We start from the raw sequence: 26,109 nt of genomic DNA on the forward strand, positions 1-26,109 counted from the left end.
GTGATGCAGCGAAACCCCGGACTTGTTCCGGGGTTTTTTATTGCCCGCCAGGGCCTTCGTCGCTGAGGCCCTGGCCCTTCATCCGCGGCATATCGATGCGATGTTCATGCACCCGCCGGTACAAGGTCGCCCGCGAAATTCCCAGTGCCCGCGCCGCATCGGCCGGCTTCCAGCGATGGCGGATCAGCGCATCCAGCAACAGCTGCCGGGCCGGGCAGGACACCACGCTGTCAGCGCAAGCGACCGCATCGCCGCGCACCTCTTGCGGCAAGTCCTGCAGTTGCACCTGCCCGCCTTCGCTCACTGCACAGGCATAACGCAGCACCTGCCGCAGCTGGCGCAGGTTACCCGGCCAGCGGTACAGCAACAGCGCCTGCAGGGCATCATCCGCCAGTACCACCTCGACCCCGCACGCCGCAGCTTCCTCAGCCAGCAGCTGGTGGATCAACCCCAGCCGGTCCTCGCGCTCTCGCAACGGTGGCAGCTCGAAGCGGGCATTGGCCAGGCGGAAGTAGAGGTCCTCACGGAAACGCCCCTCCTTGACCATCGCTGCCAGGTCACGATGGGTCGCGCAGATCACCTGGATGTCCACCCGCTCCCGCCGCGCAGCGCCCAGCGGTGCCACTTCGCCTTCGGCCAGTACGCGCAACAGGCGGGTCTGCAGGTTCACTGGCATGTCGCCAATCTCGTCGAGGAACAACGTGCCACCGTCGGCCTGCTGCAACAGCCCTTGCATGCCCTTGCTGGAAGCCCCGGTGAACGCCCCGGCGACATACCCGAACAGTTCGCTCTCGATCAGGCTTTCCGGAATGGCCGCGCAGTTGAGGGTGACGAACGGGCCGTCACGGCGCAGGCTCTGCTGGTGCAACTGGCGGGCGAACACCTCCTTGCCGGCCCCGGTCTCGCCCTGCACCAGCACCGCCAGGTTGCAGTCCTTGACCCGTGTGGCCAGGCGCAGGTGCTGCTCGATGCGGGCGTCCTGGGCCTGGCGCAAGGGCTGCGGGCGTGGGCGCTGCTGTGGCGCGCTGACCCGACCATACAGCCCACCCAGCCCCGGCAGGCGCTGGGCCGATGCGCCATGGACCCGGCGCAACTGGTCGATGTCGAACAACTCGCCAATGTGCTCGGGCAACCGCCCCAGGCGCTGCACCAGGCGTTGCCGCGCCAGGCTGTTGATGGCCTGCAGGCGGCCATCGGCATCCCAGGCCAGCAGGTAGTCGGGCTGGCTTTCCACATAGCCCGGCGTGCCATGGGCGCGCATCACCCAATGGCCCTGGGCACTGTGCATGAAGAAGGCGTTTTCGATCTCGCGCGCGGTCTGCTCGACCAACTGGCGGATCAGGTGCTGGCTGCGGCGGTCGTCCGGTGACTGCAAGGCCGACACATCGACCACGCCCAGCAGCTCGCCCAGCGGGTCGAATACCGGCGCCGCGGTGCAGGTGAGGCCGATGAACGCAGCGCGGAAATGGTCACGCTTGTGCACCGTGACCGGCGCCTTGCTGGTGAGCACCGCCGCCACCCCGCAGGTGCCCTCCTCGCCCTCGGACCAGCAAGTGCCCAGGTACAACCCGGCCTTGCGGCAGTCGTTGCGGATGGCCGACTCGACCCGGTAGTCGATGGTGCGCCCCTGGGCGTCGGTGAGCAGTACGCAGTAATCGGCCCCACGCACCCGCTCATGCAGGCGCGCAACGGCATCGCTGGCGATGCGCAGGAACAGCTCGGCCCGTTCGCGGCACTCGTTGAGCAGGCTCTGGGAAAGAATACGCGGCCCCTGCTGGGAAGCGGGGTCGAGACGGTACAGCTCCATGGAACGGCGCCATGAATCGAGGATCAGCGGTGGCACCGGCGCCTGCGGCAGGCGATCGGCATTCTTCAGTACCCTGCTGACGCAATCGACATGGGCTCGGGAGTTCGCGGCAAGCATTCAGGCCCTCCGGTTCTCGTTGCTGTTTTTATCGTTGTCCGGCCATTAAGCGCCTCCGGGCATGCCCCGACAAGCACTGAGTGATTACCGGCCGGCCTGAGACGCAGCGTCTCAGCGTCTCGGCCGGGCCATTGCGCGGCTGGCACCCGGCGTCTCGCCGGCGCGGCCATGCACGCCGGCCTTGGCGCGACGAAACCGCTCTGGTCCGGCCATTCCAGGCAAGCTCAAGAAAACTGGCACCGCGCTTGCTCCGGCACTGGCAAACAAGAAACGAGGTGCGCCATGCCGCTACCCGCCCCGACTGTCGGGATCATTGCCAACCCTGCCTCTGGCCGCGACCTGCGCCGCCTGACTGCCAATGCCGGGCTCTATTCGAGTACCGACAAGGCCTCGGCGATCCAGCGCCTGCTCGCCGCCTTCGGTGCCACCGGTATCGGCCAGGTGCTGCTGCCCAGCGACATGACCGGCATCGCCGCTGCCGTGCTCAAGGCCAGCCAGGGCCCGGTCGCCCTTGACCAGCACTGGCCCACCCTCGAGATCCTCGACCTGCCGCTGACCCAGACCGTTGCCGATACCCGTCTGGCCACCCGACACATGGTCGACCGCGGCGTAGCGATGATCGCCGTGCTCGGCGGCGATGGCACGCACAAGGCGGTCGCTGCCGAAGCCGGCGACGTGCCGCTGCTGACCCTGTCCACCGGCACCAACAATGCCTTCCCCGAGCTGCGCGAAGCCACCAGTGCCGGCCTGGCCGGCGGCCTGCTCGCCAGCGGCCGGGTGCCCGCCAGCATCGGCCTGCGCCGCAACAAGCGCCTGCTGGTGAAAGTACCCGAACAACAGCTTGCCGAATGGGCCCTGGTGGAGGTGGCGGTATCGCCCCAGCGTTTCATCGGCGCGCGCGCGCTCAGCCGCAGCGAAGACCTGAGCGAAGTGTTCGCCTGTTTCGCCGAGCCGCATGCCATCGGCCTCTCGGCGCTGTGTGGCCTGTGGTGCCCGGTTTCCCGCCGGGACCCGCACGGCGCCTGGGTCCGCCTGAACCCCGGTGCCGACCAGGCCCTGCTGGCACCGTTGGCGCCCGGCCTGCTGCAAGGCTGTGGCATCACCGCCAGCGGCACCCTGACGCCCGGTGTTGCCCACCGCCTGAGCCTGGCCAGCGGCACCCTGGCCCTGGACGGCGAGCGCGAGATCGAATTCGCCGAGCACGACAGCCCCACCATCACCCTCGACCACCAAGGCCCATTGAGCGTGGACGTCGAGGCGGTACTGGCGCACGCCGCCCGCCATCACCTGCTGGCGGTGCCCCGTGGCCACCGGCTGCACCCTGCAAACCCGTGTTGAGACAACCCCGGAGAACAACAAGATGTCCAATCAACTCAGTACCGAACAACTGCTGCATGCCTATGAAGTGATGCGCACCATCCGTGCCTTCGAAGAACGCCTGCACGTCGAGTTCGCCACCGGCGAAATCCCTGGCTTCGTGCACCTGTATGCCGGCGAAGAGGCGTCCGCCGCCGGGGTCATGGCCCACCTGCGCGACAGCGATTGCATCGCCTCGACCCACCGCGGCCACGGCCACTGCATCGCCAAGGGCGTGGACGTGTACGGCATGATGGCCGAGATCTACGGCAAGAAGACCGGCGTGTGCGGCGGCAAGGGCGGCTCGATGCACATCGCCGACCTGGAAAAAGGCATGCTTGGCGCCAACGGCATCGTCGGTGCCGGCGCACCGCTGGTGGCCGGGGCGGCGCTGGCGGCCAAGATCAAGGGCCGCGACGATGTCTCGGTGGCCTTCTTCGGTGATGGCGCTTCCAACGAAGGTGCGGTGTTCGAGGCCATGAACATGGCGTCGATCATGAACCTGCCATGCATCTTCGTGGCCGAGAACAACGGCTACGCCGAAGCCACCGCCTCCAACTGGTCGGTGGCCTGCGACCATATTGCCGACCGCGCCGCCGGCTTCGGCATGCCCGGTGTCACCATCGACGGTTTTGACTTCTTCGCCGTGTACGAGGCCGCCGGTGCTGCCGTGGAGCGCGCCCGTTCCGGGCAAGGCCCGTCGTTGATCGAGGTCAAGCTCAGCCGTTACTACGGCCACTTCGAGGGCGATGCGCAAACCTATCGCGCCCCCGATGAGGTGAAAAACCTGCGCGAAACCCGCGACTGCCTCATGCAGTTCCGCAACAAGACCACCCGTGCCGGCCTGCTCACGGCCGCGCAACTGGACGCCATCGACGCCCGCGTCGAGGACCTGATCGAAGACGCCGTGCGCCGCGCCAAGTCCGATCCCAAGCCACAGCCCGCCGACCTGCTCAGCGACGTCTACGTCGCCTACCCCTGAGCTGCGGATTACAAGAACAACAGGAGAACCACCATGGCAAGAAAGATCAGCTACCAGCAGGCCATCAACGAAGCCCTGGCCCAGGAAATGCGCCGCGATGACAGCGTGTTCATCATTGGCGAAGACGTGGCCGGCGGTGCCGGCGCACCGGGCGAGGACGACGCCTGGGGTGGCGTGCTGGGCGTGACCAAGGGCCTGTATCACCAGTTCCCGGGGCGCGTGCTCGACGCCCCGCTGTCGGAAATCGGCTACGTCGGTGCCGCCGTCGGCGCCGCCACCCAGGGCCTGCGCCCGGTGTGCGAACTGATGTTCGTCGACTTCGCCGGCTGCTGCCTGGACCAGATCCTCAACCAGGCGGCCAAGTTCCGCTACATGTTCGGCGGCAAGGCAGTCACCCCGTTGGTGATGCGCACCATGTACGGTGCCGGCCTGCGCGCGGCGGCCCAGCACTCGCAGATGCTCACCTCGCTGTGGACCCACATCCCTGGCCTGAAGGTGGTGTGCCCGTCCTCGCCATACGATGCCAAGGGCCTGCTGATCCAGGCGATCCGCGACAACGACCCGGTGATCTTCTGCGAGCACAAGCTGCTCTACGGCATGCAGGGCGAGGTGCCCGAAGAGGTGTATACCGTGCCGTTCGGTGAGGCCAACTTCCTGCGCGATGGCGACGACGTGACCCTGGTCACCTATGGCCGCATGGTGCACGTGGCGCTGGAAGCCGCCAACAACCTGGCCCGCCAGGGCATCGACTGCGAGGTGCTGGACCTGCGCACCACCAGCCCGCTGGACGAAGACAGCATTCTGGAAAGCGTGGAAAAGACCGGCCGCCTGGTGGTGATCGACGAAGCCAACCCGCGCTGCTCCATGGCCACCGACATCAGCGCCCTGGTCGCGCAGAAGGCCTTCGCCGCGCTCAAGGGGCCGATCGAAATGGTCACCGCGCCGCACACCCCCGTGCCGTTCTCCGACGCCCTGGAAGACCTGTACATCCCTGACGCGGCGAAGATCGAGGCCGCCGTGCGCAAAGTGATCGAAGCTGCAAGGAGTGCCGCATGAGCCAGATCCATACCCTGACCATGCCCAAGTGGGGCCTGTCGATGACCGAAGGCCGGGTGGACGCCTGGCTCAAGCAGGAAGGTGACGCGATCAACAAGGGTGACGAGGTGCTGGACGTCGAGACCGACAAGATCAGCAGCAGCGTCGAGGCCCCGTTCAGCGGCGTGCTGCGCCGCCAGGTGGCCAGGCCCGATGAAACCCTGCCGGTCGGTGCGCTGCTGGCGGTGGTGGTGGAAGGCGAAGCCGAGGAAGCCGAGATCGATGCGGTGGTGCAACGCTTCCAGGCCGAGTTCGTCGCCGACGGTGGCGCCGAGCAAGCCCAGGGCCCGGCTCCGCAGAAGGCAGAAGTGGCTGGCCGGCAACTGCGCTGGTTCGAGCTGGGTGAAGGCGGCACACCGCTGGTGCTGGTGCATGGCTTCGGTGGCGACCTCAACAACTGGCTGTTCAACCACCCGGCGCTGGCTGCCGAGCGCCGGGTAATCGCCCTCGACCTGCCAGGGCATGGCGAGTCGGCCAAGGCGCTGCAACGCGGCGACCTGGATGAGCTGAGCGAAACCGTGCTGGCCCTGCTCGACCACCTGGACATCGCCAAGGCCCACCTGGCCGGCCACTCCATGGGTGGCGCGGTCAGCCTGAACGTCGCGCGCCTGGCACCGCAGCGGGTCGCCAGCCTGAGCCTGCTGGCCAGTGCCGGCCTGGGCGAAGCGATCAACGGCCAGTACCTGCAAGGCTTCGTCGCCGCCGCCAACCGCAACGCGCTGAAGCCGCAGATGGTGCAGCTGTTTGCCGACCCGGCGCTGGTCACCCGCCAGATGCTCGACGACATGCTCAAGTTCAAGCGCCTGGAAGGGGTGGACCAGGCCCTGCAGCAGCTGGCGGCGGCGCTCGCTGACGGCGACCGCCAGCGCCACGACCTGCGCGGGGTGCTGGGGCAGCATCCGGCCCTGGTGGTGTGGGGCGGCAAGGACGCGATCATCCCGGCCAGCCATGCCGAAGGGCTGGAAGCCGAAGTGCTGGTGCTGCCGGAAGCCGGCCACATGGTGCAGATGGAGGCGGCCGAACAGGTCAACCAGCAACTGCTCGCGTTCCTGCGCAAGCACTGAGCCCTTTCCGTGAGCCTGGAGACAGACACAATGAACGACCTGAGCCACACCCACATGCGCGCGGCCGTCTGGCATGGCCGCAACGATATCCGCGTCGAACAGGTACCCCTGCCGGCCGACCCGGCACCCGGTTGGGTGCAGATCAAGGTGGACTGGTGCGGCATCTGCGGCTCCGACCTGCACGAGTACGTCGCCGGCCCGGTGTTCATCCCGGTCGAGGCACCGCACCCACTCACCGGCATCCAGGGCCAGTGCATCCTCGGCCACGAGTTCTGCGGCCAGATCGCCAAGCTGGGCGAAGGCGTGCAAGGCTTCGCCGTCGGTGACCCAGTGGCGGCGGACGCCTGCCAGCATTGCGGTACCTGCTACTACTGCACCCATGGCCTGTACAACATCTGCGAACGCCTGGCCTTCACCGGCCTGATGAACAACGGCGCCTTTGCCGAGCGGGTCAACGTCCCGGCCAACTTGCTGTACCGGCTACCGCAGGGTTTCCCGGCCGAAGCCGGGGCGCTGATCGAGCCGCTGGCGGTGGGCATGCATGCGGTGAAAAAGGCCGGCAGCCTGCTGGGCCAGACGGTGGTGGTGGTCGGCGCCGGCACCATCGGCCTGTGCACCATCATGTGCGCCAGGGCGGCCGGTGCAGCGCAGGTGATCGCCCTGGAAATGTCTTCGGCGCGCAAGGCCAAGGCCAAGGAAGTCGGTGCCAGCGTGGTGCTCGACCCCAGCCAGTGCGACGCCCTGGCGGAGATCCGCGCACTGACCGCCGGGCTGGGTGCGGATGTGAGTTTCGAGTGCATCGGCAACAAGCACACCGCCAAGCTGGCCATCGACACCATCCGCAAGGCCGGCAAATGCGTGATGGTGGGCATCTTCGAAGAGCCCAGCGAGTTCAACTTCTTCGAGCTGGTGTCCACCGAGAAGCAGGTGCTGGGGGCGCTGGCCTACAACGGCGAATTCGCTGATGTGATTGCCTTCATCGCCGACGGCAGGCTGGACATCCGCCCGCTGGTAACCGGGCGGATCGGGCTGGAGCAGATCGTCGAGCTGGGCTTCGAGGAGTTGGTGAACAACAAGGAGGAGAACGTGAAGATCATCGTTTCGCCGGGCCTGCGCTGATTGCACATCAAAGGCAACACGAAAACTGTGGGAGCGGGCGTGCCCGCGAAGTAGGCGACTCGGTGGATGGCACCGGCTTCGCCGGTGTTCGCGGGCGCGCCCGCTCCCACAGATAACGTGCAAGGCTCAAGGGATGTAATACATTTCCGAACCTGAAACCAAATGCTTCAGCCTGGACCATCTCGCGAATTATCCTACGAGCCTGTCGGAAGTCGCTCCATTGTCGGGGAAACATCTCAGGGATACCGTCTCGGGGTCGCCATATTTGGTGGCCGGGTGTGAGAAACCCGAAAACACGACTTACGGCAGTACGTTATGGCAGCCATACGCAGGCAGGCTTCGGTCAGGCCGAGTGCTCGTGCCTCGGATTTCTCACCCTCGTACGGCTGGCGCCTTTATCCCGTGAGAAAGGATGAGGTGGTTGCTTACAGCAAACCACACGAGACCTGATCATGAAAAAAATCGTCCCCGATCCACCCAGAATCCTGACTTCCCGCCCCTTCTACACCATAAACCACGACATGCCCTCGCTCGACGCTGTGATCCACGCGCTGCAATTGATGACTGGCATCGAAGACACCCTGGATGAGTACATCTGCGCCAATGTCGGTGAGCCAGGCATCAACATGCTGGTCAATGCGGCCCATCACGTGCAGATGACCAAGGCACTGGCCGAGTTGCTGTTACATCGACAGACCGGCGATATCACCTGGCATTGAGCCGAGTCGACCGGCGCTGGGGCCATGACAGGCAATACAGTGCCGTTGGCCCCACGGAGGAATGCCCCAGCTCATGCGCTCGCTGTTTCAGGATCCCATTCTGCGGCATACTCGGCAGACCTATTGCCCGGTCTTCGCCATGCGTCTACTGCTCCCCCTCTCCCTGGTCCTGCTACTCGCCGCCTGTGGCGATGGCGAATCGCTGCTACCCCCCGACGCGCGCTTGCCTGACGGCGGACGCTACCGGGGGCAGGTAGTCGATGGCCTGCTGCAAGGCGAGGGCCGTATCGACTACCCCAACGGCAGCTGGTACGCCGGCGGCTTCAAGGACGGCCAATGGCATGGCCAGGGCGAATGGCACGGCCAGAATGGCGAGGTCTACCGTGGCCAGTTCGCCGCCGGGCTGTTCCAGGGGCTGGGCGAGCTGACTACCCCGGGCAGCCACTATTCCGGCACCTTCCGCCAGGGCCGGCGCGACGGCGAAGGCACGCTCAAGCAGGCCGACCAGACCTACCGCGGCCAGTTCAAGGACGACCTGTACGACGGCGCCGGCGAACTGGAACTGGCCGACGGCAGCCGCTACCAGGGCCTGTTCGCCAAAGGCAAGCCCAATGGCGCGGGGGTGCGCAGCGATGCCAGCGGCAACCAGTTCAGCGGCCGCTTCGTCAACGGCCTGCTGCAAGGCGCCGGCACCTACGACAGCGTCGACGGCGAGCAATACATCGGCGAATTCAAGGACAACCGCCTGGAAGGCCGTGGCCGCTACGAAAATGCCGATGGCGATGTGTGGATCGGCCAGTTCAAGGATGGCGTACTGGTCGGCGAAGGCGAACTGCTGGGCAGCGATGGCAGCCACTACAAGGGCACTTTCAGCGAGTGGCGCCTGTCAGGCCAGGGCAGCCTGCAACTGGCCGATGGCAGCAAGTACATCGGCGGCTTCCTCGACGATGCCTACCATGGGCAGGGTCGGCTGATCCTGCCCAGCGGCAAGGTGCTGAGCGGCACCTGGGCCAACGGGGTACGTGTGCGCGACCAGAATGGCAAGCTGCTGCCCGACCCGCTGGACCTGGCCTTGCTCAACCAGGGTCGGCTGCTGGAACAGGCGCTGGCCCGTGTGCCACCCTCGGCGCCGTCTGTCCAGCTGTACAGCCTGGTAGTGGCCGGCGATGGCCAGCAGAGCGTGTTCCTGCGTGAAGCCGACTACGTCAGCAACATGCTCAAGGTACGTTTCGGGGCTTCGGGCCAGGTCACCCTGGTCAACCACCGCGACCAGATGGCCAGCCGCCCCATGGCCACCCGCGAGAACCTCACCCGTGCCGCCCGCACCCTGGCCGAGCGCAGCGGCCCCGAGGACCTGGTGTTCATCTACCTCACCAGCCACGGCAGCCAGGACCACCAACTGGTGCTCGACCAGCCACGCCTGCAACTGGCCGACCTGTCCGCCGACGAGCTGGCCAGCGCCCTGGCACCGCTGAAGAACCGCGACAAAGTGATTGTCATATCCGCCTGCTATTCAGGGGGCTACATCGCCCCGCTCAAGGATGAACGCACCCTCATCATGACGGCCGCGCGAGCCGACCGGGTGTCCTTCGGCTGCTCGGAAGAAGCGGATTTCACCTACTTTGGCGACGCGTTGTTCGCCGAGGCGCTGAACCAGACCGACGACCTGAAACAGGCGTTTGAACTGGCCCGCAACAGTGTTGCCGAAAGAGAACAAAGGGAAGGTTTCGAGGCCTCCGAACCGCAGCTGTGGGCACCGCCGGCGGTACTCGCACGCTGGCAGCAGCTGCGTCGGCAACAGGCCGAAGAAGCATTGCGTAACGCCGCCCAGGCCAACGTGGGGGAACAGGCAGAAACGCCTGGCAGCCACTAAGCTTGTGTGTAACAAGGGAGAGACATCATGTATTTGACGCCTCAGCATGTCCTGCTTGCCGGTGCCACGGGTCTGACAGGTGAGCACCTGCTCGACCGCCTGCTCAACGAGCCCACCATCACCCGCGTACTGGCACCAACCCGCCGGCCACTGGCCGAGCACCCGCACCTGGAAAACCCGGTAGGCGACCCGGCGATGTTTCTTCCGCAGCTGGCCGGGCGCGTGGATATCGCTTTCTGCTGCCTGGGCACCACGTTGAAGCAGGCCGGCTCCGAATCGGCCTTCCGTGCGGTCGACCTGGACATGGTGCTGGCCTTCAGCAAGCGTGCCCGGGAGATGGGCGCGCGGCACCTGCTGGTAGTCAGTGCGCTGGGGGCCGACCCGAAATCGTCGATTTTCTACAACCGGGTCAAAGGCGAGATGGAAGAGGCGCTCAAGGCCCAGGACTGGCCGCAGCTGACCATCGTGCGGCCATCATTGCTGCTGGGCGAGCGGATCGAGCCGCGGCTGGGCGAGCAGTTGATTTCGCCGTTCTCCAGGCTGATACCCGGGAAGTATCGGGGTATCGAGGCCTGCACCCTGGCGCGGGCGTTGTGGCGCCTGGCCCTGGAAGAAGAGGACGGGGTGCGGATTGTGGAGTCGGATGAACTGCGCAGGCTGGGCAAATAATCACCCTGCAGCTGCGCGGTACCATTGTGGGAGCGGCCTTGTGTCGCGATGGGCTGCAAAGCAGCCCTGAGGTTCCAGCGCAGATGCACAAATTGCTGGGGCCGCTTCGCGGCCCATCGCGACACAAGGCCGCTCCCACAGGGGCCGGTGTTGCCTAGAGCCCGCCGGTGGCCTGAAAGCCCACCCCTGCCGCGGTCAGCAACGACAACGGCAGCAGCAGGGTATCGAGCAGCATGCTCCCGGGCAGGTCCAGCCCCGGATACGCCGGGGCATCAGCCCCGTAATGATCGCGCGGGCAACAGCCGCCATTCATGACATATAAATCCAACCGGGTACCGGCATATACCACCGGCGCCCCAGGCTTGTTGGCATCCAGCGTCCGCACCGTGGCGCAGCCACTCAGCAACCCCAGCGTCAGCACGCCGCACACCAGGCGTTTCAATCATCCACTCCGTAGTGGTGCTCGCCCCAACGCGGCAACATGTCCTGGGGAATGTCCAGCAGGTTGAGAATGCGCGCCACGACAAAGTCGACCAGGTCGTCGATGGTCTGTGGCTGGTGATAGAAGCCTGGCGCGGCCGGCAGGATGATTGCGCCCATCTGCGACAGCTTGAGCATGTTCTCCAGGTGAATGGTGGAGAACGGCGCCTCGCGCGGCACCAGGATCAGCTGACGACGCTCCTTGAGGGTAACGTCGGCAGCACGCTCGATCAGGTTGTTGCAGGCACCGGTGGCAATCGCCGACAGGGTGCCGGTGGAACAGGGTACCACCACCATCGCCGCTGGCGCGCCGGAGCCCGAGGCTACCGGCGACATCCAGTCTTCCTTGCCATATACCCGGATCTGCCCGTCGGCGGCACCGGTGTATTCGGTAAGGAACGTCTGCATTGCCTGGGGTTTGGCCGGCAGCACCACGTCGGTCTCGGTGGCCATCACCAGTTGCGCGGCCTTGGAGATCAGAAAGTGCACCTCGCGATCCTCGCGCACCAGGCAATCGAGCAGGCGCAGGCCATACTGGACGCCCGACGCCCCGGTCATCGCCAGTGTGATGCGTTCCGGCCCGTTCACTGCAAGGCCTCGGCCAGCTTGCCGTGCAGGCCACCGAAACCGCCGTTGCTCATGATCACTACATGGGTGCCCGGGCGCGCCTGGCCCTTGACCCGCTCGATGATCGCCTCGAGGCTGTCGGCCACCACGCTCGGCACCTTGCACTGCGCGGCAGTTGCGGCCAGGTCCCAGCCGAGGTTGGCCGGGGCGTACCAGATCACCTGGTCGGCGTCGTTGACGCTTTCCGGCAAGCCATCACGGTGGGCACCGAGCTTCATCGAATTGGAGCGCGGCTCGATCACGGCGATGACCGGGGCCTCGCCAACGCGCTTGCGCAGGCCGTCGAGGGTGGTGGCGATGGCGGTCGGGTGGTGGGCGAAATCATCGTAGATGGTCACCCCTTGCACCTCGGCGACCTTCTCCATGCGCCGCTTGACGCTCTTGAACGCGCTCAGGCCTTCGATGCCCATGGCTGGCACCACGCCGACGTGGCGGGCCGCTGCCAGGGTGGCCAGGGCATTGGCGACGTTGTGCTGACCGGTCAGCGCCCAGTCCACCACACCCTGCACTTCACCCTCGAACAACACTTCGAAGCGCGAGCCGTCAGGGCTGAGCAGGCGGGCCTGCCACTGGCCACCTTCGCCGGTGGTCTGTACCGGGGTCCAGCAGCCCATGCCGATCACCCGCTCCAACGCTTGTTCGGTGGTCGGGTGGATCACCAGGCCTTCGCTGGGGATGGTGCGTACCAAGTGATGGAACTGCCGCTCGATGGACGCCAGGTCGGGGAAGATGTCCGCGTGGTCGAATTCGAGGTTGTTGAGGATCGCGGTGCGCGGGTGGTAGTGGACGAACTTCGAGCGCTTGTCGAAGAAAGCGCTGTCGTACTCATCGGCCTCGACCACGAAGAACGGCGTACTGCCCAGGCGCGCCGACACCGAGAAGTTCTGCGGTACACCGCCGATCAGGAACCCCGGGCTCATGCCGGCGTGCTCCAGTACCCAGGCCAGCATGCTGCTGGTGGTGGTCTTGCCATGCGTACCGGCAACAGCCAGTACCCAGCGGCCTTGCAGCACATGGTCGGCCAGCCACTGCGGGCCGGACACATACGGCAGGCCTTTGTTCAGCACGTACTCCACCGCCGGGTTGCCACGCGACATGGCATTACCGACCACCACCAGGTCCGGTGCCGGCTCCAGCTGGGCCGGGTCATAGCCTTGGGTCAGCTCGATGCCCTGGGCTTCGAGCTGGGTGCTCATCGGGGGATAGACGTTGGCGTCAGAGCCGGTGACACGGTGGCCAAGTTCCTTGGCCAGCACCGCCAGCGAGCCCATGAAAGTGCCGCAAATACCGAGAATGTGAATATGCATGGTCGACCTCGCAAAACATCGAGGCAGGGTAGCGTAGGGCGAGGAAAATCGCACACGATGTTTCGCTCAATCGGCCCTGGTGATCCCGTGCTTGCGCAGTTTTCGATATAAGGTATTGCGGCTGATGCCCAAGTGCTCGGCGACCCGAGTCAGGTGCCAGTGTTTTGCCTCCAGGGTTTCCAGAAGTGCTTGCCGTTCCGCATCTTGCAGAAGCGGCCTTGTGTCGCGATCAGGCTGCGACGCAGCCTCTGCAAGCTGGGTAGCAGTGCTGAGGTCCCGGGGCCGCTCTGCCGCCCCTTCGCGACACAAGGCCGCTCCCACAGGGACTGTGCTGCTGCGGAAGATGGCAGGGAGGTCCGCGAGTTCGATGCAACCGTTTTCACACAGCGCCACCAGCGTGCGCAGCACGTTGCGCATTTGCCGCACGTTGCCGGGCCAGGCAAAGTCGAGTAGCGCCTGCCGCGCCCTGGGTTCGATGTCGATCAACTGCCCTTGTGCTTCCTGGCGCAGCAGGAAGTCCAGCAACTGCGCCTTGTCACTGCGCTCGCGCACCGCCGGCAACGCCACCTCCAGGCCATTGAGGCGGTAATACAGGTCTTCACGGAAACTACCCTGCGCCACCCGCTCCAGCAGGTCGCGGTGGGTAGCACTGACGATGCGCACGTCAACCGCCTGCGGCTCGCCACCGATCGGCACCACCTGGCGCTCTTCAAGTACCCGCAGCAGGCGGGTTTGCAGGGCCAGCGGCATGTCGCCGATCTCGTCCAGGAGCAAGGTGCCACCGTCGGCCTGCAACAGCTTGCCGCGCATGCCTTCCTTGCGCGCGCCGGTAAAACTGCCGCCGCGATAGCCGAACAGCTCGCTCTCGATCAGGCTCTCCGGGATCGACGCGCAGTTGATGGCAACGAACGGCTTGCCGCGCCGCTCGCTGGCCTGGTGCACGGCCTGGGCGAAGGCCTCCTTGCCGCAACCGGTCTCGCCGCGCAGCAGCAATGGCACGTCGCGCTCGAATACGCGCACGCTGCGCCGGAAGTCGTTCTGCAAGGCCGGGTCGAGCAGGCAGACAAGCGGCTCGACCTCGCGCGCCGGGCGCGACTGGGCGGCCGGCACCGACCACACCGGCGCACGGGCCTGGCCACGCAGGCTGGCGAACACCTGGCGCCCGTCCAGGGTATGCAGCGGCCAGGCCGTGCTGCCGGTGGGCGTGGCCCGGCTGAACAGTTCGTCGTGGCTGCAGGCGAAGAAGCGCTCCAGCGGTTTGCCCAGCACGCCACCACGCACCGTGCCCAACAGGTTCAGTGCGCTCTGGTTGGCCGCGCAGATGCGTCCGTCGCCATCAAAGGCCAGCAGGCCTTCGCTGAACAGCCCGACCGATTCCGCCTGCAGGTGAAAACGCAGCAGCCATTGCTGCTCGAAATGACGCAGGAAATAACAGCTCTCGATCATCTTCGCCGACAGGTTGACCAGGGCCATGGTGTGGAACTGGCTTTGCCGGGAAACATCGGGCCGGGCCGAAGACACGTCCAGCACCGCCAGCAACTCGCCATGCGGGTCGAACACCGGGCTGGCCGAGCAGGTCAGGCCGGTGTGGCGGCCGCGAAAGTGCTCGTTCTGGTGAATGGTCAGCGCCTGGCGCTCGACCAGGCACGTGCCGATGCCGTTGGTACCTTCGCGGGCTTCGCTCCAGTCGGCGCCCAGCCACAGGCCGGCGCGCTCGAAGCTGCGCCGCTCGGTCGGTGCGCTGACGCAGTTGAGGATGACCCCGCGCGCATCGGTCAGCAGCACTGCGTGGCCCGCCCCGGAAAGCTGCTGGTGCAGGCTGTTCATCTCATGGTCGGCAATCTGCAGCACCTGGCGCAGGCGCTCGCGGCTTTCCAGCAGGCGCCCATGCTCGAGCACCACCGGCGCCTCGATCACCGCCGGGTCGAGGTGATAATCCTCCAGGCAGCGCAGCCAGGAGCGGGCGATGGAAGGGTCACTGCCCTCCCCGGCCCCACCATGGGCGACGGTGTGGACTTGCTGGGCATGACGACTGAAGTGATTGCTCTGCATTGTTGTAGTTCTCCGCAGATGGAGCGTCCCGCCAGCATCCTCCACCCGGGTGGCCTTTGCAATGCATCCCCGGGTTACGTGTCGCAAATGGCACAAAGTGTCACCCCGCTGCGTACCGGCACTGGCGCAACGGCGCTGGCCCAGGCCCTGAAAAGCAGGCCAAGCCCTTGATTTGCCTGGCACTGGCAACGCTGGCCCAACCTTTGCTCTACGCTTTTCAACTCCCTAACAAGCACAATAGCCAGGAGACACACCATGCGTTACGCACATCCCGGTACCGAAGGCGCGAAGGTTTCCTTCAAGAGCCGCTACGGCAACTACATCGGTGGTGAGTTCGTTCCTCCGGTAAAGGGTGAGTACTTCACCAACACCTCGCCGGTGAACGGCCAGCCGATCGCCGAATTCCCCCGTTCCACTGCCGAAGACATCGAAAAAGCCCTGGACGCCGCCCATGCGGCTGCCGACGCCTGGGGCCGTACCTCGGTGCAGGACCGCTCCAACGTCCTGCTGAAGATCGCCGACCGTATCGAACAGAACCTCGAACTGCTGGCCATCACCGAAACCTGGGACAACGGCAAGCCGGTGCGTGAAACCCTGAACGCCGACATCCCGCTGGCGGTCGACCACTTCCGCTACTTCGCTGGTTGCATCCGTGCCCAGGAAGGCGGCGCCGCCGAAATCAACGAAGGCACCGTGGCCTACCACATCCACGAGCCACTGGGCGTGGTCGGGCAGATCATCCCGTGGAACTTCCCGATCCTGATGGCCGCCTGGAAGCTCGCCCCGGCCCTGGCCGCCGGCAACTGCGTGGTGCTCAAGCCGGCCGAGCAGACCCCGCTGGGCATCACCGTGCTGCTGGAACTGATCGGCGACCTGCTGCCCAAAGGCGTGCTCAACGTGGTGCAAGGCTATGGCCGCGAAGCCGGTGAGGCCCTGGCCACCAGCAAGCGCATCGCCAAGATCGCCTTCACCGGCTCGACCCCGGTGGGTTCGCACATCATGAAATGCGCCGCCGAGAACATCATTCCATCCACCGTGGAGCTGGGCGGCAAGTCGCCGAACATCTATTTCGAAGACATCATGCAGGCCGAGCCGAGCTTCATCGAGAAGGCCGCCGAAGGCATGGTGCTGGCGTTCTTCAACCAGGGTGAAGTGTGCACCTGCCCTTCGCGCGCCCTGGTCCAGGAGTCGATCTACCCGCAGTTCATGGAAGCGGTGATGAAGAAGGTGAAGCAGATCAAGCGGGGCGACCCGCTGGACACCGACACCATGGTCGGTGCCCAGGCCTCGCAGCAGCAGTTCGAGAAGATCCTGTCGTACCTCGACATTGCCCAGGAGGAAGGCGCCGAGCTGCTGACCGGCGGCAAGGTGGAAAAACTCGAAGGCTCGCTGGCCAGCGGTTACTACATCCAGCCGACCCTGCTCAAGGGCAACAACCGCATGCGCGTGTTCCAGGAGGAGATCTTCGGGCCGGTGGTCAGCGTCACCACGTTCAAGGACGAAGCCGAAGCGCTGGCGATCGCCAACGACACCGAGTTCGGCCTGGGCGCTGGCGTGTGGACCCGCGACATCAACCGCGCCTACCGCGTGGGCCGTGGGATCAAGGCCGGCCGTGTGTGGACCAACTGCTACCACCTGTACCCGGCGCATGCGGCGTTTGGTGGCTACAAGAAATCCGGCGTAGGCCGTGAAACCCACAAGATGATGCTGGATCACTATCAGCAGACCAAGAACCTGCTGGTGAGCTACGACATCAATCCGTTGGGTTTCTTCTAAACCGCGTCGCGGCCTTCGCGGGCCCGCCCGCTCCCACAGGTATTGCACGGGTCTTGAAACTGGTGCAGTCCCTGTGCGAGCGGGCAAGCCCGCGAAGAGGCCAGGCCTGCATATACCAAACCCAGAGCGGCAACCGTGCACCCGCTCTGGCTCGCTTCCTGCAACACCTATCACCATCGGCCCGGAACCCTTCCGGCCACCAAGAAAAACAACAGGTGAATCTATGCCAAGCGATCATTCCGCCGGCTCTCCGGCAGGTTCTTCCGTCGACTTCGAAAAGGTCGGCTCGGACTATTTCCAGCAACGTGAACTGAAAAAAGGCGCCGCCGGCTGGGTACTGCTGGTCGGCCTGGGCGTGGCCTATGTCATCTCCGGCGACTACGCCGGCTGGAACTTCGGCCTGGCCCAGGGCGGCTGGGGCGGGATGTTCCTTGCCACCCTGCTGATGGCGACCATGTACCTGTGCATGTGCTTCTCGCTGGCCGAACTGTCGTCGATGATCCCCACCGCAGGCGGCGGCTACGGCTTTGCCCGCAGCGCCTTCGGCCCGTGGGGCGGCTTCCTCACCGGCACGGCAATCCTCATCGAATATGCCATCGCCCCTGCTGCCATCGCGGTGTTCATCGGCGCCTATTGCCAGTCGCTGTTCGGTATCGGCGGCTGGATGATCTACCTGGCGTTCTACATCGTATTCATCGGCATCCACATCTTCGGCGTGGGTGAAGCACTGAAGCTGATGTTCATCATCACCGCCATCGCCGCGATCGCCCTGGCTGTGTTCTTGGTGGGCATGGTGCCCCATTTTGATGCAGCCAACCTGTTCGACATCGCCAAGACGGACGCCGTGGGCGCCAGCAGCTTCCTGCCGTTCGGCTACGTCGGCGTGTGGGCAGCCATCCCCTACGCCATCTGGTTCTTCCTGGCTGTCGAAGGTGTGCCGCTGGCTGCAGAAGAAACCAAGAACCCCAAGCGCGACCTGCCGCGCGGGCTGATCGGCGCCATGCTGGTCCTGCTGGCCTTCGCCCTGCTGATCCTGGTGGTCGGCCCGGGTGGCGCAGGCTCCGAGGCGCTGAAAGCCTCCGGCAACCCGCTGGTGGAAGCCTTGTCCAAGGCCTACGGCGGCTCCACCTGGATGGGCGGCTTCGTCAACCTGGTCGGGCTGGCCGGGCTGATCGCCAGCTTCTTCTCGATCATCTACGCCTATTCACGGCAGATCTTCGCCCTGTCGCGCGCCGGCTACCTGCCGCGCAAGCTGTCGGAAACCAACAAGAGCAAGGCCCCGGTCATGGCCCTGGTGATCCCTGGCATCATCGGCTTCGCCCTGTCGCTGACCGGCCAGGGCGACCTGCTGATCCTGGTGGCGGTGTTCGGTGCCACACTGTCCTATGTGCTGATGATGGCCGCGCACATCACCCTGCGTATCCGCCGGCCGAAGATGGAGCGCCCGTATCGCACCCCCGGTGGCATCTTCACCTCGGGCGTGGCCCTGGTACTGGCCTGCATCGCCGTGGTCGCCGGTTTCCTGGTCGACCCACGGGTGGTGATTGGCGCCGCAGTGATCTATGCGGTATTAATTGCCTACTTTGCTTTGTACAGCCGCCACCACCTGGTAGCGGGCACACCGGAAGAGGAATTCGCCGCGATCCAGAAGGCCGAAGAGGCCCTGCACTGATCGCCGCCACCCGCCGCGGGGCGACCCGCGGCTCTGGAGAGTCTGTATGGCAAGTTTCGTACACACGGTGGGCCACCTGGTCTACCGCTTCGACAGCCTCAAGGAAGTGATGGCCAAGGCCAGCCCCGCCCGCTCGGGGGACTACCTGGCGGGCGTCGCCGCCAGCAACGACGGCGAACGGGTCGCCGCGCAAATGGCCCTGGCCAATATTCCGCTGACGCATTTCCTCAATGAAGCCCTGATCCCTTACGAAGAAGACGAAGTCACCCGGCTGATCATCGACAGCCACGATGCCCAAGCGTTTGCCACAGTCAGCCACCTGACCGTGGGCGGCCTGCGCGACTGGCTGCTCAGCGATGCAGCCAACGAGGACAGCCTGCGCGCCCTGGCGCCCGGGCTGACGCCGGAAATGGCCGCGGCAGTGTCGAAGATCATGCGCGTGCAGGACCTGGTGCTGGTGGCGCAGAAGATCCGCGTGGTCACGCGCTTCCGCGGCACCATGGGCCTGCGCGGGCGGCTGTCGACCCGGCTGCAGCCCAACCACCCGACCGACGAGCCGGCCGGCATCGCCGCCAGCATTCTCGACGGCCTGCTGTACGGCAACGGCGACGCCATGATCGGCATCAACCCGGCCACCGACAGCATCGCTTCGATCTGCGCGCTGCTGGAAATGCTCGACGCCATCATCCAGCGCTACGACATCCCCACCCAGGCTTGCGTACTGACCCACGTGACCACATCGATCGAGGCGATCAACCGTGGCGTGCCGCTGGACCTGGTGTTCCAGTCCATCGCCGGCACCGAAGCGGCCAACGCCGGCTTCGGCATCAACCTCAATGTGCTGCAGGAAGGCTACGAAGCGGGCCTTTCGCTGAAGCGCGGCACACTCGGGCAAAACCTGATGTACTTCGAAACCGGCCAAGGCAGCGCGCTGTCGGCCAACGCCCACCACGGCGTCGACCAGCAAACCTGTGAAACCCGCGCCTATGCCGTGGCCCGCCATTTCAAGCCGTTCCTGGTCAACACCGTGGTCGGCTTCATCGGCCCGGAATACCTGTACAACGGCAAGCAGATCATCCGCGCCGGCCTCGAGGACCACTTCTGCGGCAAGTTGCTGGGTGTGCCGATGGGTTGCGATATCTGCTACACCAACCACGCCGAAGCCGACCAGGACGACATGGACACGCTGCTGACCTTGCTGGGCGTGGCCGGGATCAACTTCATCATGGGCATCCCCGGTTCCGACGACATCATGCTCAACTACCAGACCACCTCGTTCCACGATGCGCTGTACGCGCGCCAGACCCTGGGCCTGAAACCCGGGCCGGAATTCGAGGCCTGGCTGGCCCGCACCGGCATCTTCACCCAGGCCGATGGCCGGGTACGCTTTGGTGACAACCTGCCGCCGGCCTTCCGCCAGGCCTTGGCACAGCTTGCATAGGGATGACCATGGACCATCGCACGCCTACCCCCGACAACCCCTGGCTGGCCCTGCGCAACCTCACCCCGGCGCGCATCGCCCTGGGCCGAACCGGCACCAGCCTGCCAACCGGCGCGCAGCTGGACTTCCAGTTCGCCCACGCCCAGGCGCGCGACGCCGTGCACCTGGCCTTCGATCACGCCAGCCTGGCTACCCAGCTGGCTGACCGCGGCCGCGAAAGCCTGGTGCTGCACAGCGCTGCCAGCGACCGCAACCAATACCTGCAACGCCCGGACCTGGGGCGCCGCCTGAACGAAGATTCGGTAGCGGCGCTGCGCCAGCACGCCCAGGCCAACCCCGGCGGGGTCGACCTGGCCATCGTCGTGGCTGACGGCCTGTCGGCCCTGGCCGTGCACCGCCACACCTTGCCGTTCCTGGCCCGCTTCGAGGAGCAGGCCGCCGCCGACGGCTGGACCAGCGCGCCGGTGGTGCTGGTGCAGCAGGGCCGCGTGGCTGTGGCCGACGAGGTCGGTGAGCTGCTGGGTGCACGCATGACGGTGATGCTGATTGGCGAACGCCCGGGGCTCAGCTCGCCCGACAGCCTCGGCCTGTACTTCACCTACGCGCCGAAGGTCGGCCTGACCGATGCCTACCGCAACTGCATTTCCAACATCCGCCTGGAGGGGCTGAGCTACGGCATGGCGGCGCACCGCCTGCTGTACCTGATGCGCGAAGCCTGCCGGCGCCAGCTTTCCGGAGTGAATCTGAAGGACGAAGCCGAAGTCCATAGCCTTGAGAGTGAACATGGCGCCGGCCAGAAGGGCAACTTCCTGCTCGGCAAAGGGTAAGAAACCTGTAACGGAAGGCGGATTGCACTTGCGCCGCGCTTTGGGCAGCATGCCCAGGAAAGCTGCTGGCAATCCGCTGTTTCCCCTAATGGACTCTGAGGGCCGCACATGCGCATCATCAAGGCAACCCTGGAACACCTCGACCTGCTCACGCCGATGTTCGTCAAATACCGTGAGTTCTACGGGCAGCTTCCCTACCCCGACAGCTCGCGCAGCTTTCTGGAAAAGCGCCTGAAGCGGGACGAATCGGTAATCTACCTGGCCTTGCCGGATGACGACGACAGCAAACTGCTGGGTTTCTGCCAGCTCTATCCGAGCTATTCGTCACTGTCGCTAAAGCGGGTGTGGATTCTCAACGACATCTATGTGGCCGAGGATTCGCGGCGCATGCTGGTGGCCGACCACCTGATGCGCGAGGCGAAGAAGATGGCCAAGGACACCAACGCGGTGCGCATGCGGGTATCGACCAGCGCGGACAATGAAGTAGCGCACAAGACTTACGAGTCCATCGGGTTTCGTGAGGATAACGAGTTCAAGAGCTACATCCTGCCGATCAACCAGGATTGACTGTGCTGGCCCTTTCGCGGGCACGCCCGCTCCCACGGGGATATCACCGCTTTCCAAGGCTGTGCTGTACCTGTGGGAGCGGGCGTGCCCGGGAAGAGGCCGGAACAGGACTACCCCTGCCGTAACCCCCCGCTACAAACTCCCCGGGCATGTTCCCGACTTCGCCGTATAATGGCCCACCTGTCATGTGTGAAATTTTACCCATCGCCCGGTAACCGAGCCTACGCCCCAAGAACACAGGTGCTGTACATGGATTTCAACCCGCTGGACCTTATCCTGCATCTCGATGCCTACCTCGATCTGCTGGTCACCAACTATGGTCCCTGGATCTACGCCATCCTCTTCACCGTGATCTTCTGCGAAACCGGGCTGGTGGTGATGCCCTTCCTGCCAGGCGATTCGCTGCTGTTCATCGCCGGTGCCGTAGCCGCTGGTGGCGGCATGGACCCGCTGCTGCTGGCCGGCCTGCTGATGGCTGCGGCGATCCTCGGCGACAGCACCAACTACGTGATCGGCCGCACGGTCGGCGAGCGCCTGTTCAACAAGCCCAACTCGAAGATCTTCCGCCGCGACTACCTGCAGCGCACCCATGACTTCTACGAACGCCACGGCGGCAAGACCGTGACCATGGCGCGCTTCCTGCCGATCCTGCGCACCTTCGCGCCCTTCGTCGCCGGCATCGCCCACATGCATTACCCGCGGTTCCTCGGCTTCAGTGTTGCCGGTTCGCTGCTGTGGGTCGGTGGCCTGGTAACCCTGGGTTACTTCTTCGGCAACGTGCCATTCATCAAGCAACACCTGTCGCTGATGGTGGTGGGCATCATCATCCTGTCGCTGGTGCCGATGATCCTCGGCCTGCTGCGCGGCCGCCTGGGCCGCACGGCCAAGGCCCACTGACGCCGGCCGATGTGGTCGTTCAGCGCCTGGCGGCGCAAGCGCACCCTGGCGCGCTACCCCATCGCCCCCGAGCAATGGCAGGCCGTGCGCGCACGCCTGCCGATGCTGGACGGCATCACTGACGAAGAGGACCGCTGGCTGCGTGAAGCCTGCATCCTGTTCCTGCTCGACAAACACCTCACCTGCCTGCCCGGCGTCGAACTGGACGACGAGCAGCGCCTGCTGCTGGCCGCCCAGGCGCAATTGCCGTTGCTTCATCTGGGCGAGCTGAACTGGTACCAGGGTTTCCACGAGATCATCCTCTACCCCGACGACTTCAAGAGTCCCCAGCGCCACCGCGATGCCAGTGGCGTGGAGCATGTCTGGGATGGCGAACACAGCGGCGAAGCCTGGCAGCAGGGCCCGGTCATCCTGGCCTGGAATGGCGTGCTGGCCAGTGGTGGCTGGGAAGCCTACAACCTGGTCGTCCATGAGTTGGCGCACAAGCTCGACATGCTCAATGGCGATGCCAACGGCCTGCCGCCACTGCACAGCGGCATGCCTGTAGAGGAATGGGCAAGCGCCATGCAAGAAGCCTACGACGACCTCAACCGCCAGCTGGACAAAGACCCCGACGCCGAGACCGCCATCGACCCTTATGCGGCGGAAAACCCGGCCGAGTTCTTCGCCGTCACCAGCGAGTACTTCTTTAGTGCCCCCGACCTGCTGCAGCAGGCTTATCCAAAGGTCTACCACCAGTTGTCGCAGTTCTACCGCCAGGACCCGCTGGCGCGCCTGTGCCGGCTGCAGGCCGAACACCCGGAGTACCGCGAAAGCCACGCCTGACGGGGCCGCACATCAGGCCAGGCGTGGCATGCCCTGGCAGAATGTGCCTATAATCGCCGCCACTTTTTTGGTCAAACACGGGGGCACTGCCCAATGAGCTACAGCAAGATTCCGGCGGGCAAAGACCTGCCGAACGACATCTACGTCGCCATCGAGATCCCGGCCAACCACGCGCCGATCAAATACGAGATCGACAAGGACAGCGATACCCTGTTCGTCGACCGTTTCATGGCTACCCCGATGTTCTACCCAGCCAACTACGGTTTCATCCCCAACACCCTGGCTGACGACGGTGACCCGCTGGACGTGCTGGTTGTTACGCCTTACCCGGTAGCCCCAGGTTCGGTTATCCGCGCCCGTCCGGTTGGCGTACTGAACATGACCGACGACGGCGGCGGCGACGCCAAGGTCATCGCTGTGCCTCACGACAAGCTGTCGCAGCTGTACGTCGACGTGAAGGAATACACCGACCTGCCAGCCCTGCTGATCCAGCAGATCGAGCACTTCTTTGCCAACTACAAAGATCTCGAGAAGGGCAAGTGGGTCAAGATCGAAGGCTGGGAAGGCGCCGACGCCGCCCGTGCCGCGATCACCAAATCGGTAGCTGCCTACAAGGGCTGATACCGGTTGTTCGAAGAACCCCGCCCTGGCGGGGTTTTTTATGGGCAATCGCAATTGGCCGTTGTCGTGCGCTACCGTGAAAAAATCCTACAGCGTCCTACTCCAACGCCCTACAAATCTTGGGTTTCGTACAAACCTCGTCAACATCCGGTTGATATCCTTGCTGGCACCCCGCCGCTACACTCGCCACCATGAACACATCCGGTGACCGCCTCAAGGCCCTCCTCCACGAATGTGGCCTGACCCCATCCGATTTCGCCGCCCTGCGCAGCGTCACCCCCCAGCACGTCAACAACTGGTTCAACCGCGGCGTGCCGCTGGCCCGACTGGACGAATTGGCCGACCTGTTCTGCGTGCACCGGCGCTGGCTGCATACCGGCGAAGGGCCCAAACATGTCAACCCGATCCCGCGCAGCCACGCCCCGCTGCCGCTGCCCGTCGACTCGACCACGCCACTGTCGGCGCAGGGTGGCCGGGCCGTGAAGGTTCCCTTTTACCAAGTGCGCAACGGCCTGCTCTCGCCCGAACCCGGCAAACACCTGTGCCTGCCCGTCAACGCCCTGAAAAGCCTGGGTGTGCGGGCCGACAACGCCATCTGCCTGGCCATGCCCGGCAACAACATGGCCCCGCTGATTCCAGCGCAGGCCACGCTTGCCGTCGACCTGGGGATGATCCGTGTGGTCGAGGGCGAAACCTATGCCCTGCTGCATAACGGCGCGCTCAGGGTGAACAACCTCAGCCTCGGCCAACACGGCACGCTGTACCTGCACAGCCATGACCGACACAGCTATGCCGTCGAACGCTATACCCCCGCACAGCGCCAGGCGCAGGGGCTGGAAATTCTAGGCTGGGTTTTCCATTGGTCGCATTTCCGCCAGCAACGGCCGGGCTGAAACAACCTGTGCCATTTTTTGCTGGGCATCCCGTGCGCGCCCTTGTATGCTACGCCGCACATTCAGCCCCGACCGGCGCATGCCGCGGTCCAGAGGGCTCGGCGATATCCCACACGGGCATCTGCCATCCTTTCAGGCCCTTGGTGGCCACACAGTTAAGGCGATTGCGGCTTACCATAAATTAGCCGGAAGCGTCCCCGAGAAGCCGGCCACAAGCCGGCTTTTTAATTGTCCGAAATAATCCTACCCCATCCAAGTACGCCCCACGCAGCCTGGTTACTGCGCGGGTTACAGCCGTCTTATTTACCGGTGGCATCCAATGCACTCCTACCCATACCGATGATAAAGTGGTGGGACGAATGGGGGGACAAGCTCAATCGGGAAAAAACAATGGGTAAGCTCAATCCTAGGCTCTGTACGAAAAGAGATGTCGCAAACACCGCATGGAACAAGCCAGAGAGACCATGGCGGAATAGCTTTCCGCGAGCTTGTCGACGCGTGTCACGATGCGACGGTTCTCTTTCAGCCAGCCAAACATTCGCTCGATGATATTGCGCTGTCGGTATTTGAGCCGATCAAACAGTCTGGGTAAGCCTGACTTGGGCTTGCGCTTCATCGAGCGCAGCGGGATGACGGGCTGCATTCGGTATTGGTCGCAGTAGCCGCGAAATGCCTCGGCCTCGTAGCCCTTGTCGGCAAGCAACCATTTACAGCGCTTGCGCGGGCGGCCACGTTGGCTTGATGGAATGCTGACCTCGTCCAGCAATGGCTGGGCATAGCTGATGTCACTGGCTTGACCGCTAGAGAGGAGGAAGCGCAACGGTGTCCCGTTGGCGTCGCAGAGCATATGGATCTTGGTTGTCAGTCCACCACGGCTGCGGCCTAAAGCGTGATCGGCAGGCTCGTCCGGCCCCCTTTTTCCCAGCACGACTGATGAGGAGCTCGTCACAAGCTACTTAAATACGGTACTCCAATTTCACGATAGAGAGACGCTTGTATTGATATTTCTTGACGATGAGTATCGCGCCTTCGAGGTTAAAGCACCTATTCAGCGGCCCACTAAAAACGAGATGCATAAATTTGCTACAGATTATAAAAAGTGCTATGGAGTACGATTCGACCACCGCGATAGTTGCACACTACCAACCCACTGACAGTTTTGACCATAGTCATCTATATTGTTCTATCACTCAAGGAATCAAGAAGGCTCTGGAGCTCATCGGAATTCAGATGGTAGTCACACCCAAGCAACTAACAATAACTGCTCACCTCTAATAAAATATAAAAAAGACAGCCGAAGTTGACATTCCCTCTGGCTGCCTT

Annotated in this window: 23 protein-coding genes and 1 pseudogene; 18 read left to right on the forward strand and 6 right to left on the reverse strand. The window is 64.6% G+C overall.

Annotated elements, in window-relative coordinates:
* Positions 1-37: 37 nt before the first annotated feature.
* A complete protein-coding gene (locus tag ACLEJP_RS15875; protein ID WP_440807886.1) occupies positions 38-1,924 on the reverse strand; it encodes a sigma-54-dependent Fis family transcriptional regulator in 1,887 nt (628 codons plus the stop codon).
* A 282-nt stretch (positions 1,925-2,206) separates the two neighbouring features.
* On the opposite strand from ACLEJP_RS15875, the gene ACLEJP_RS15880 reads away from it, so the two are divergent.
* The 8 genes from ACLEJP_RS15880 to ACLEJP_RS15915 all read left to right on the forward strand — a co-directional run bounded on the left by ACLEJP_RS15880 (position 2,207) and on the right by ACLEJP_RS15915 (position 10,801).
* On the forward strand, positions 2,207-3,262 hold the full coding sequence (locus tag ACLEJP_RS15880; RefSeq protein WP_440807888.1) for an ATP-NAD kinase family protein: 1,056 nt from the start codon (positions 2,207-2,209) through the stop codon (positions 3,260-3,262).
* 22 nt (positions 3,263-3,284) lie between these two features.
* A complete protein-coding gene (locus ACLEJP_RS15885; RefSeq protein WP_225780239.1) occupies positions 3,285-4,262 on the forward strand; it encodes a thiamine pyrophosphate-dependent dehydrogenase E1 component subunit alpha in 978 nt (325 codons plus the stop codon).
* 33 nt (positions 4,263-4,295) lie between these two features.
* Positions 4,296-5,318 carry an alpha-ketoacid dehydrogenase subunit beta gene (locus ACLEJP_RS15890; protein ID WP_440807889.1) on the forward strand — a complete coding sequence of 341 codons (1,023 nt, stop codon included), beginning with the start codon at positions 4,296-4,298 and terminating at the stop codon, positions 5,316-5,318.
* On the forward strand, positions 5,315-6,421 hold the full coding sequence (locus tag ACLEJP_RS15895) for an acetoin dehydrogenase dihydrolipoyllysine-residue acetyltransferase subunit (protein WP_440807892.1): 1,107 nt from the start codon (positions 5,315-5,317) through the stop codon (positions 6,419-6,421). The genes ACLEJP_RS15890 and ACLEJP_RS15895 overlap by 4 nt, the downstream gene beginning before the upstream one ends.
* A gap of 54 nt (positions 6,422-6,475) precedes the next feature.
* Entirely contained in the window at positions 6,476-7,540 is a 1,065-nt protein-coding gene (locus ACLEJP_RS15900; RefSeq protein ID WP_289129484.1) for a 2,3-butanediol dehydrogenase, read from the forward strand.
* A 452-nt stretch (positions 7,541-7,992) separates the two neighbouring features.
* Complete coding sequence (locus ACLEJP_RS15905; protein WP_440807894.1) at positions 7,993-8,259, forward strand: hypothetical protein; 267 nt, start codon at positions 7,993-7,995, stop codon at positions 8,257-8,259.
* A 139-nt stretch (positions 8,260-8,398) separates the two neighbouring features.
* Positions 8,399-10,132, forward strand: coding sequence for a C13 family peptidase (locus ACLEJP_RS15910; protein ID WP_440807897.1), 1,734 nt, complete (start codon positions 8,399-8,401; stop codon positions 10,130-10,132).
* 27 nt (positions 10,133-10,159) lie between these two features.
* Positions 10,160-10,801 carry an oxidoreductase gene (locus ACLEJP_RS15915; protein WP_440807899.1) on the forward strand — a complete coding sequence of 214 codons (642 nt, stop codon included), beginning with the start codon at positions 10,160-10,162 and terminating at the stop codon, positions 10,799-10,801.
* Between the two features lie 154 nt (positions 10,802-10,955).
* On the opposite strand, the gene ACLEJP_RS15920 is transcribed toward ACLEJP_RS15915, so the two are convergent.
* The 4 genes from ACLEJP_RS15920 to ACLEJP_RS15935 all read right to left on the reverse strand — a co-directional run bounded on the left by ACLEJP_RS15920 (position 10,956) and on the right by ACLEJP_RS15935 (position 15,267).
* Positions 10,956-11,243 carry a YceK/YidQ family lipoprotein gene (locus ACLEJP_RS15920; RefSeq protein WP_440807902.1) on the reverse strand — a complete coding sequence of 96 codons (288 nt, stop codon included), beginning with the start codon at positions 11,241-11,243 and terminating at the stop codon, positions 10,956-10,958.
* Positions 11,240-11,869: a flavin prenyltransferase UbiX gene (gene ubiX, locus ACLEJP_RS15925; RefSeq protein ID WP_440807905.1), complete on the reverse strand. Its 630-nt coding sequence runs from the start codon at positions 11,867-11,869 to the stop codon at positions 11,240-11,242. Before ubiX ends, ACLEJP_RS15920 begins: the two co-directional genes overlap by 4 nt.
* Entirely contained in the window at positions 11,866-13,215 is a 1,350-nt protein-coding gene (gene mpl / locus ACLEJP_RS15930) for a UDP-N-acetylmuramate:L-alanyl-gamma-D-glutamyl-meso-diaminopimelate ligase (protein ID WP_440807907.1), read from the reverse strand. The genes ubiX and mpl overlap by 4 nt, the downstream gene beginning before the upstream one ends.
* Positions 13,216-13,281: 66 nt before the next feature.
* Positions 13,282-15,267 (reverse strand): sigma-54-dependent Fis family transcriptional regulator, encoded by a 1,986-nt coding sequence (locus ACLEJP_RS15935; protein ID WP_440807909.1) that lies wholly within the window; start codon positions 15,265-15,267, stop codon positions 13,282-13,284.
* Between the two features lie 255 nt (positions 15,268-15,522).
* On the opposite strand from ACLEJP_RS15935, the gene exaC reads away from it, so the two are divergent.
* The 9 genes from exaC (at position 15,523) to ACLEJP_RS15980 (ending at position 24,786) form a co-directional block, all read left to right on the forward strand.
* Entirely contained in the window at positions 15,523-17,043 is a 1,521-nt protein-coding gene (gene exaC / locus ACLEJP_RS15940; protein ID WP_440807911.1) for an acetaldehyde dehydrogenase ExaC, read from the forward strand.
* Positions 17,044-17,266: 223 nt separating this feature from the next.
* Positions 17,267-18,715: an ethanolamine permease gene (gene eat / locus ACLEJP_RS15945; RefSeq protein WP_440807913.1), complete on the forward strand. Its 1,449-nt coding sequence runs from the start codon at positions 17,267-17,269 to the stop codon at positions 18,713-18,715.
* A 46-nt stretch (positions 18,716-18,761) separates the two neighbouring features.
* On the forward strand, positions 18,762-20,156 hold the full coding sequence (locus tag ACLEJP_RS15950; protein WP_225780227.1) for an ethanolamine ammonia-lyase subunit EutB: 1,395 nt from the start codon (positions 18,762-18,764) through the stop codon (positions 20,154-20,156).
* An 8-nt stretch (positions 20,157-20,164) separates the two neighbouring features.
* The gene (eutC, locus tag ACLEJP_RS15955) at positions 20,165-20,983 is read left to right on the forward strand and encodes an ethanolamine ammonia-lyase subunit EutC (RefSeq protein ID WP_440807915.1); all 819 of its coding nucleotides are present in this window, start codon (positions 20,165-20,167) and stop codon (positions 20,981-20,983) included.
* Positions 20,984-21,091: 108 nt separating this feature from the next.
* Positions 21,092-21,550: a GNAT family N-acetyltransferase gene (locus ACLEJP_RS15960; protein ID WP_225780225.1), complete on the forward strand. Its 459-nt coding sequence runs from the start codon at positions 21,092-21,094 to the stop codon at positions 21,548-21,550.
* 249 nt (positions 21,551-21,799) lie between these two features.
* Positions 21,800-22,447: a DedA family protein gene (locus ACLEJP_RS15965; protein ID WP_289129359.1), complete on the forward strand. Its 648-nt coding sequence runs from the start codon at positions 21,800-21,802 to the stop codon at positions 22,445-22,447.
* 9 nt (positions 22,448-22,456) lie between these two features.
* Positions 22,457-23,272: a zinc-dependent peptidase gene (locus ACLEJP_RS15970; RefSeq protein ID WP_440807920.1), complete on the forward strand. Its 816-nt coding sequence runs from the start codon at positions 22,457-22,459 to the stop codon at positions 23,270-23,272.
* A gap of 93 nt (positions 23,273-23,365) precedes the next feature.
* Complete coding sequence (gene ppa, locus ACLEJP_RS15975) at positions 23,366-23,893, forward strand: inorganic diphosphatase (RefSeq protein ID WP_003255365.1); 528 nt, start codon at positions 23,366-23,368, stop codon at positions 23,891-23,893.
* 191 nt (positions 23,894-24,084) lie between these two features.
* Positions 24,085-24,786 carry a LexA family transcriptional regulator gene (locus tag ACLEJP_RS15980; RefSeq protein WP_440807922.1) on the forward strand — a complete coding sequence of 234 codons (702 nt, stop codon included), beginning with the start codon at positions 24,085-24,087 and terminating at the stop codon, positions 24,784-24,786.
* 406 nt (positions 24,787-25,192) lie between these two features.
* Here ACLEJP_RS15980 and ACLEJP_RS15985 read toward each other — a convergent pair.
* Positions 25,193-25,705, reverse strand: a pseudogene (locus tag ACLEJP_RS15985) (IS5 family transposase); the annotation flags it as partial.
* Positions 25,706-25,800: 95 nt separating this feature from the next.
* Between ACLEJP_RS15985 and ACLEJP_RS15990 the strand changes: the two are divergent.
* On the forward strand, positions 25,801-26,061 hold the full coding sequence (locus ACLEJP_RS15990; protein WP_440807924.1) for a JAB domain-containing protein: 261 nt from the start codon (positions 25,801-25,803) through the stop codon (positions 26,059-26,061).
* Positions 26,062-26,109 lie beyond the last annotated feature (48 nt).

It is taken from the genome of Pseudomonas sp. SMV7 (assembly GCF_052041995.1).
Lineage (GTDB): Bacteria > Pseudomonadota > Gammaproteobacteria > Pseudomonadales > Pseudomonadaceae > Aquipseudomonas.

What these genes read in the sequence shown, in the direction of transcription:
- ACLEJP_RS15905 (WP_440807894.1), top strand. Translation starts at nt 7,993, where the DNA reads ATGAAAAAAATCGTCCCCGATCCACCCAGAATCCTGACTTCCCGCCCC.
- ACLEJP_RS15910 (WP_440807897.1), top strand. Translation starts at nt 8,399, where the DNA reads ATGCGTCTACTGCTCCCCCTCTCCCTGGTCCTGCTACTCGCCGCCTGT.
- ACLEJP_RS15915 (WP_440807899.1), top strand. Translation starts at nt 10,160, where the DNA reads ATGTATTTGACGCCTCAGCATGTCCTGCTTGCCGGTGCCACGGGTCTG.
- ACLEJP_RS15960 (WP_225780225.1), top strand. Translation starts at nt 21,092, where the DNA reads ATGCGCATCATCAAGGCAACCCTGGAACACCTCGACCTGCTCACGCCG.
- ACLEJP_RS15970 (WP_440807920.1), top strand. Translation starts at nt 22,457, where the DNA reads ATGTGGTCGTTCAGCGCCTGGCGGCGCAAGCGCACCCTGGCGCGCTAC.
- eutC (WP_440807915.1), top strand. Translation starts at nt 20,165, where the DNA reads ATGGACCATCGCACGCCTACCCCCGACAACCCCTGGCTGGCCCTGCGC.
- exaC (WP_440807911.1), top strand. Translation starts at nt 15,523, where the DNA reads ATGCGTTACGCACATCCCGGTACCGAAGGCGCGAAGGTTTCCTTCAAG.
- mpl (WP_440807907.1), bottom strand. Translation starts at nt 13,215, where the DNA reads ATGCATATTCACATTCTCGGTATTTGCGGCACTTTCATGGGCTCGCTG.
- ACLEJP_RS15900 (WP_289129484.1), top strand. Translation starts at nt 6,476, where the DNA reads ATGCGCGCGGCCGTCTGGCATGGCCGCAACGATATCCGCGTCGAACAG.
- ACLEJP_RS15965 (WP_289129359.1), top strand. Translation starts at nt 21,800, where the DNA reads ATGGATTTCAACCCGCTGGACCTTATCCTGCATCTCGATGCCTACCTC.
- ACLEJP_RS15935 (WP_440807909.1), bottom strand. Translation starts at nt 15,267, where the DNA reads ATGCAGAGCAATCACTTCAGTCGTCATGCCCAGCAAGTCCACACCGTC.
- ACLEJP_RS15895 (WP_440807892.1), top strand. Translation starts at nt 5,315, where the DNA reads ATGAGCCAGATCCATACCCTGACCATGCCCAAGTGGGGCCTGTCGATG.
- ACLEJP_RS15880 (WP_440807888.1), top strand. Translation starts at nt 2,207, where the DNA reads ATGCCGCTACCCGCCCCGACTGTCGGGATCATTGCCAACCCTGCCTCT.
- ppa (WP_003255365.1), top strand. Translation starts at nt 23,366, where the DNA reads ATGAGCTACAGCAAGATTCCGGCGGGCAAAGACCTGCCGAACGACATC.
- ACLEJP_RS15950 (WP_225780227.1), top strand. Translation starts at nt 18,762, where the DNA reads ATGGCAAGTTTCGTACACACGGTGGGCCACCTGGTCTACCGCTTCGAC.
- ACLEJP_RS15890 (WP_440807889.1), top strand. Translation starts at nt 4,296, where the DNA reads ATGGCAAGAAAGATCAGCTACCAGCAGGCCATCAACGAAGCCCTGGCC.
- ACLEJP_RS15980 (WP_440807922.1), top strand. Translation starts at nt 24,085, where the DNA reads ATGAACACATCCGGTGACCGCCTCAAGGCCCTCCTCCACGAATGTGGC.
- ACLEJP_RS15885 (WP_225780239.1), top strand. Translation starts at nt 3,285, where the DNA reads ATGTCCAATCAACTCAGTACCGAACAACTGCTGCATGCCTATGAAGTG.
- eat (WP_440807913.1), top strand. Translation starts at nt 17,267, where the DNA reads ATGCCAAGCGATCATTCCGCCGGCTCTCCGGCAGGTTCTTCCGTCGAC.
- ACLEJP_RS15875 (WP_440807886.1), bottom strand. Translation starts at nt 1,924, where the DNA reads ATGCTTGCCGCGAACTCCCGAGCCCATGTCGATTGCGTCAGCAGGGTA.
- ACLEJP_RS15990 (WP_440807924.1), top strand. Translation starts at nt 25,801, where the DNA reads ATGAGTATCGCGCCTTCGAGGTTAAAGCACCTATTCAGCGGCCCACTA.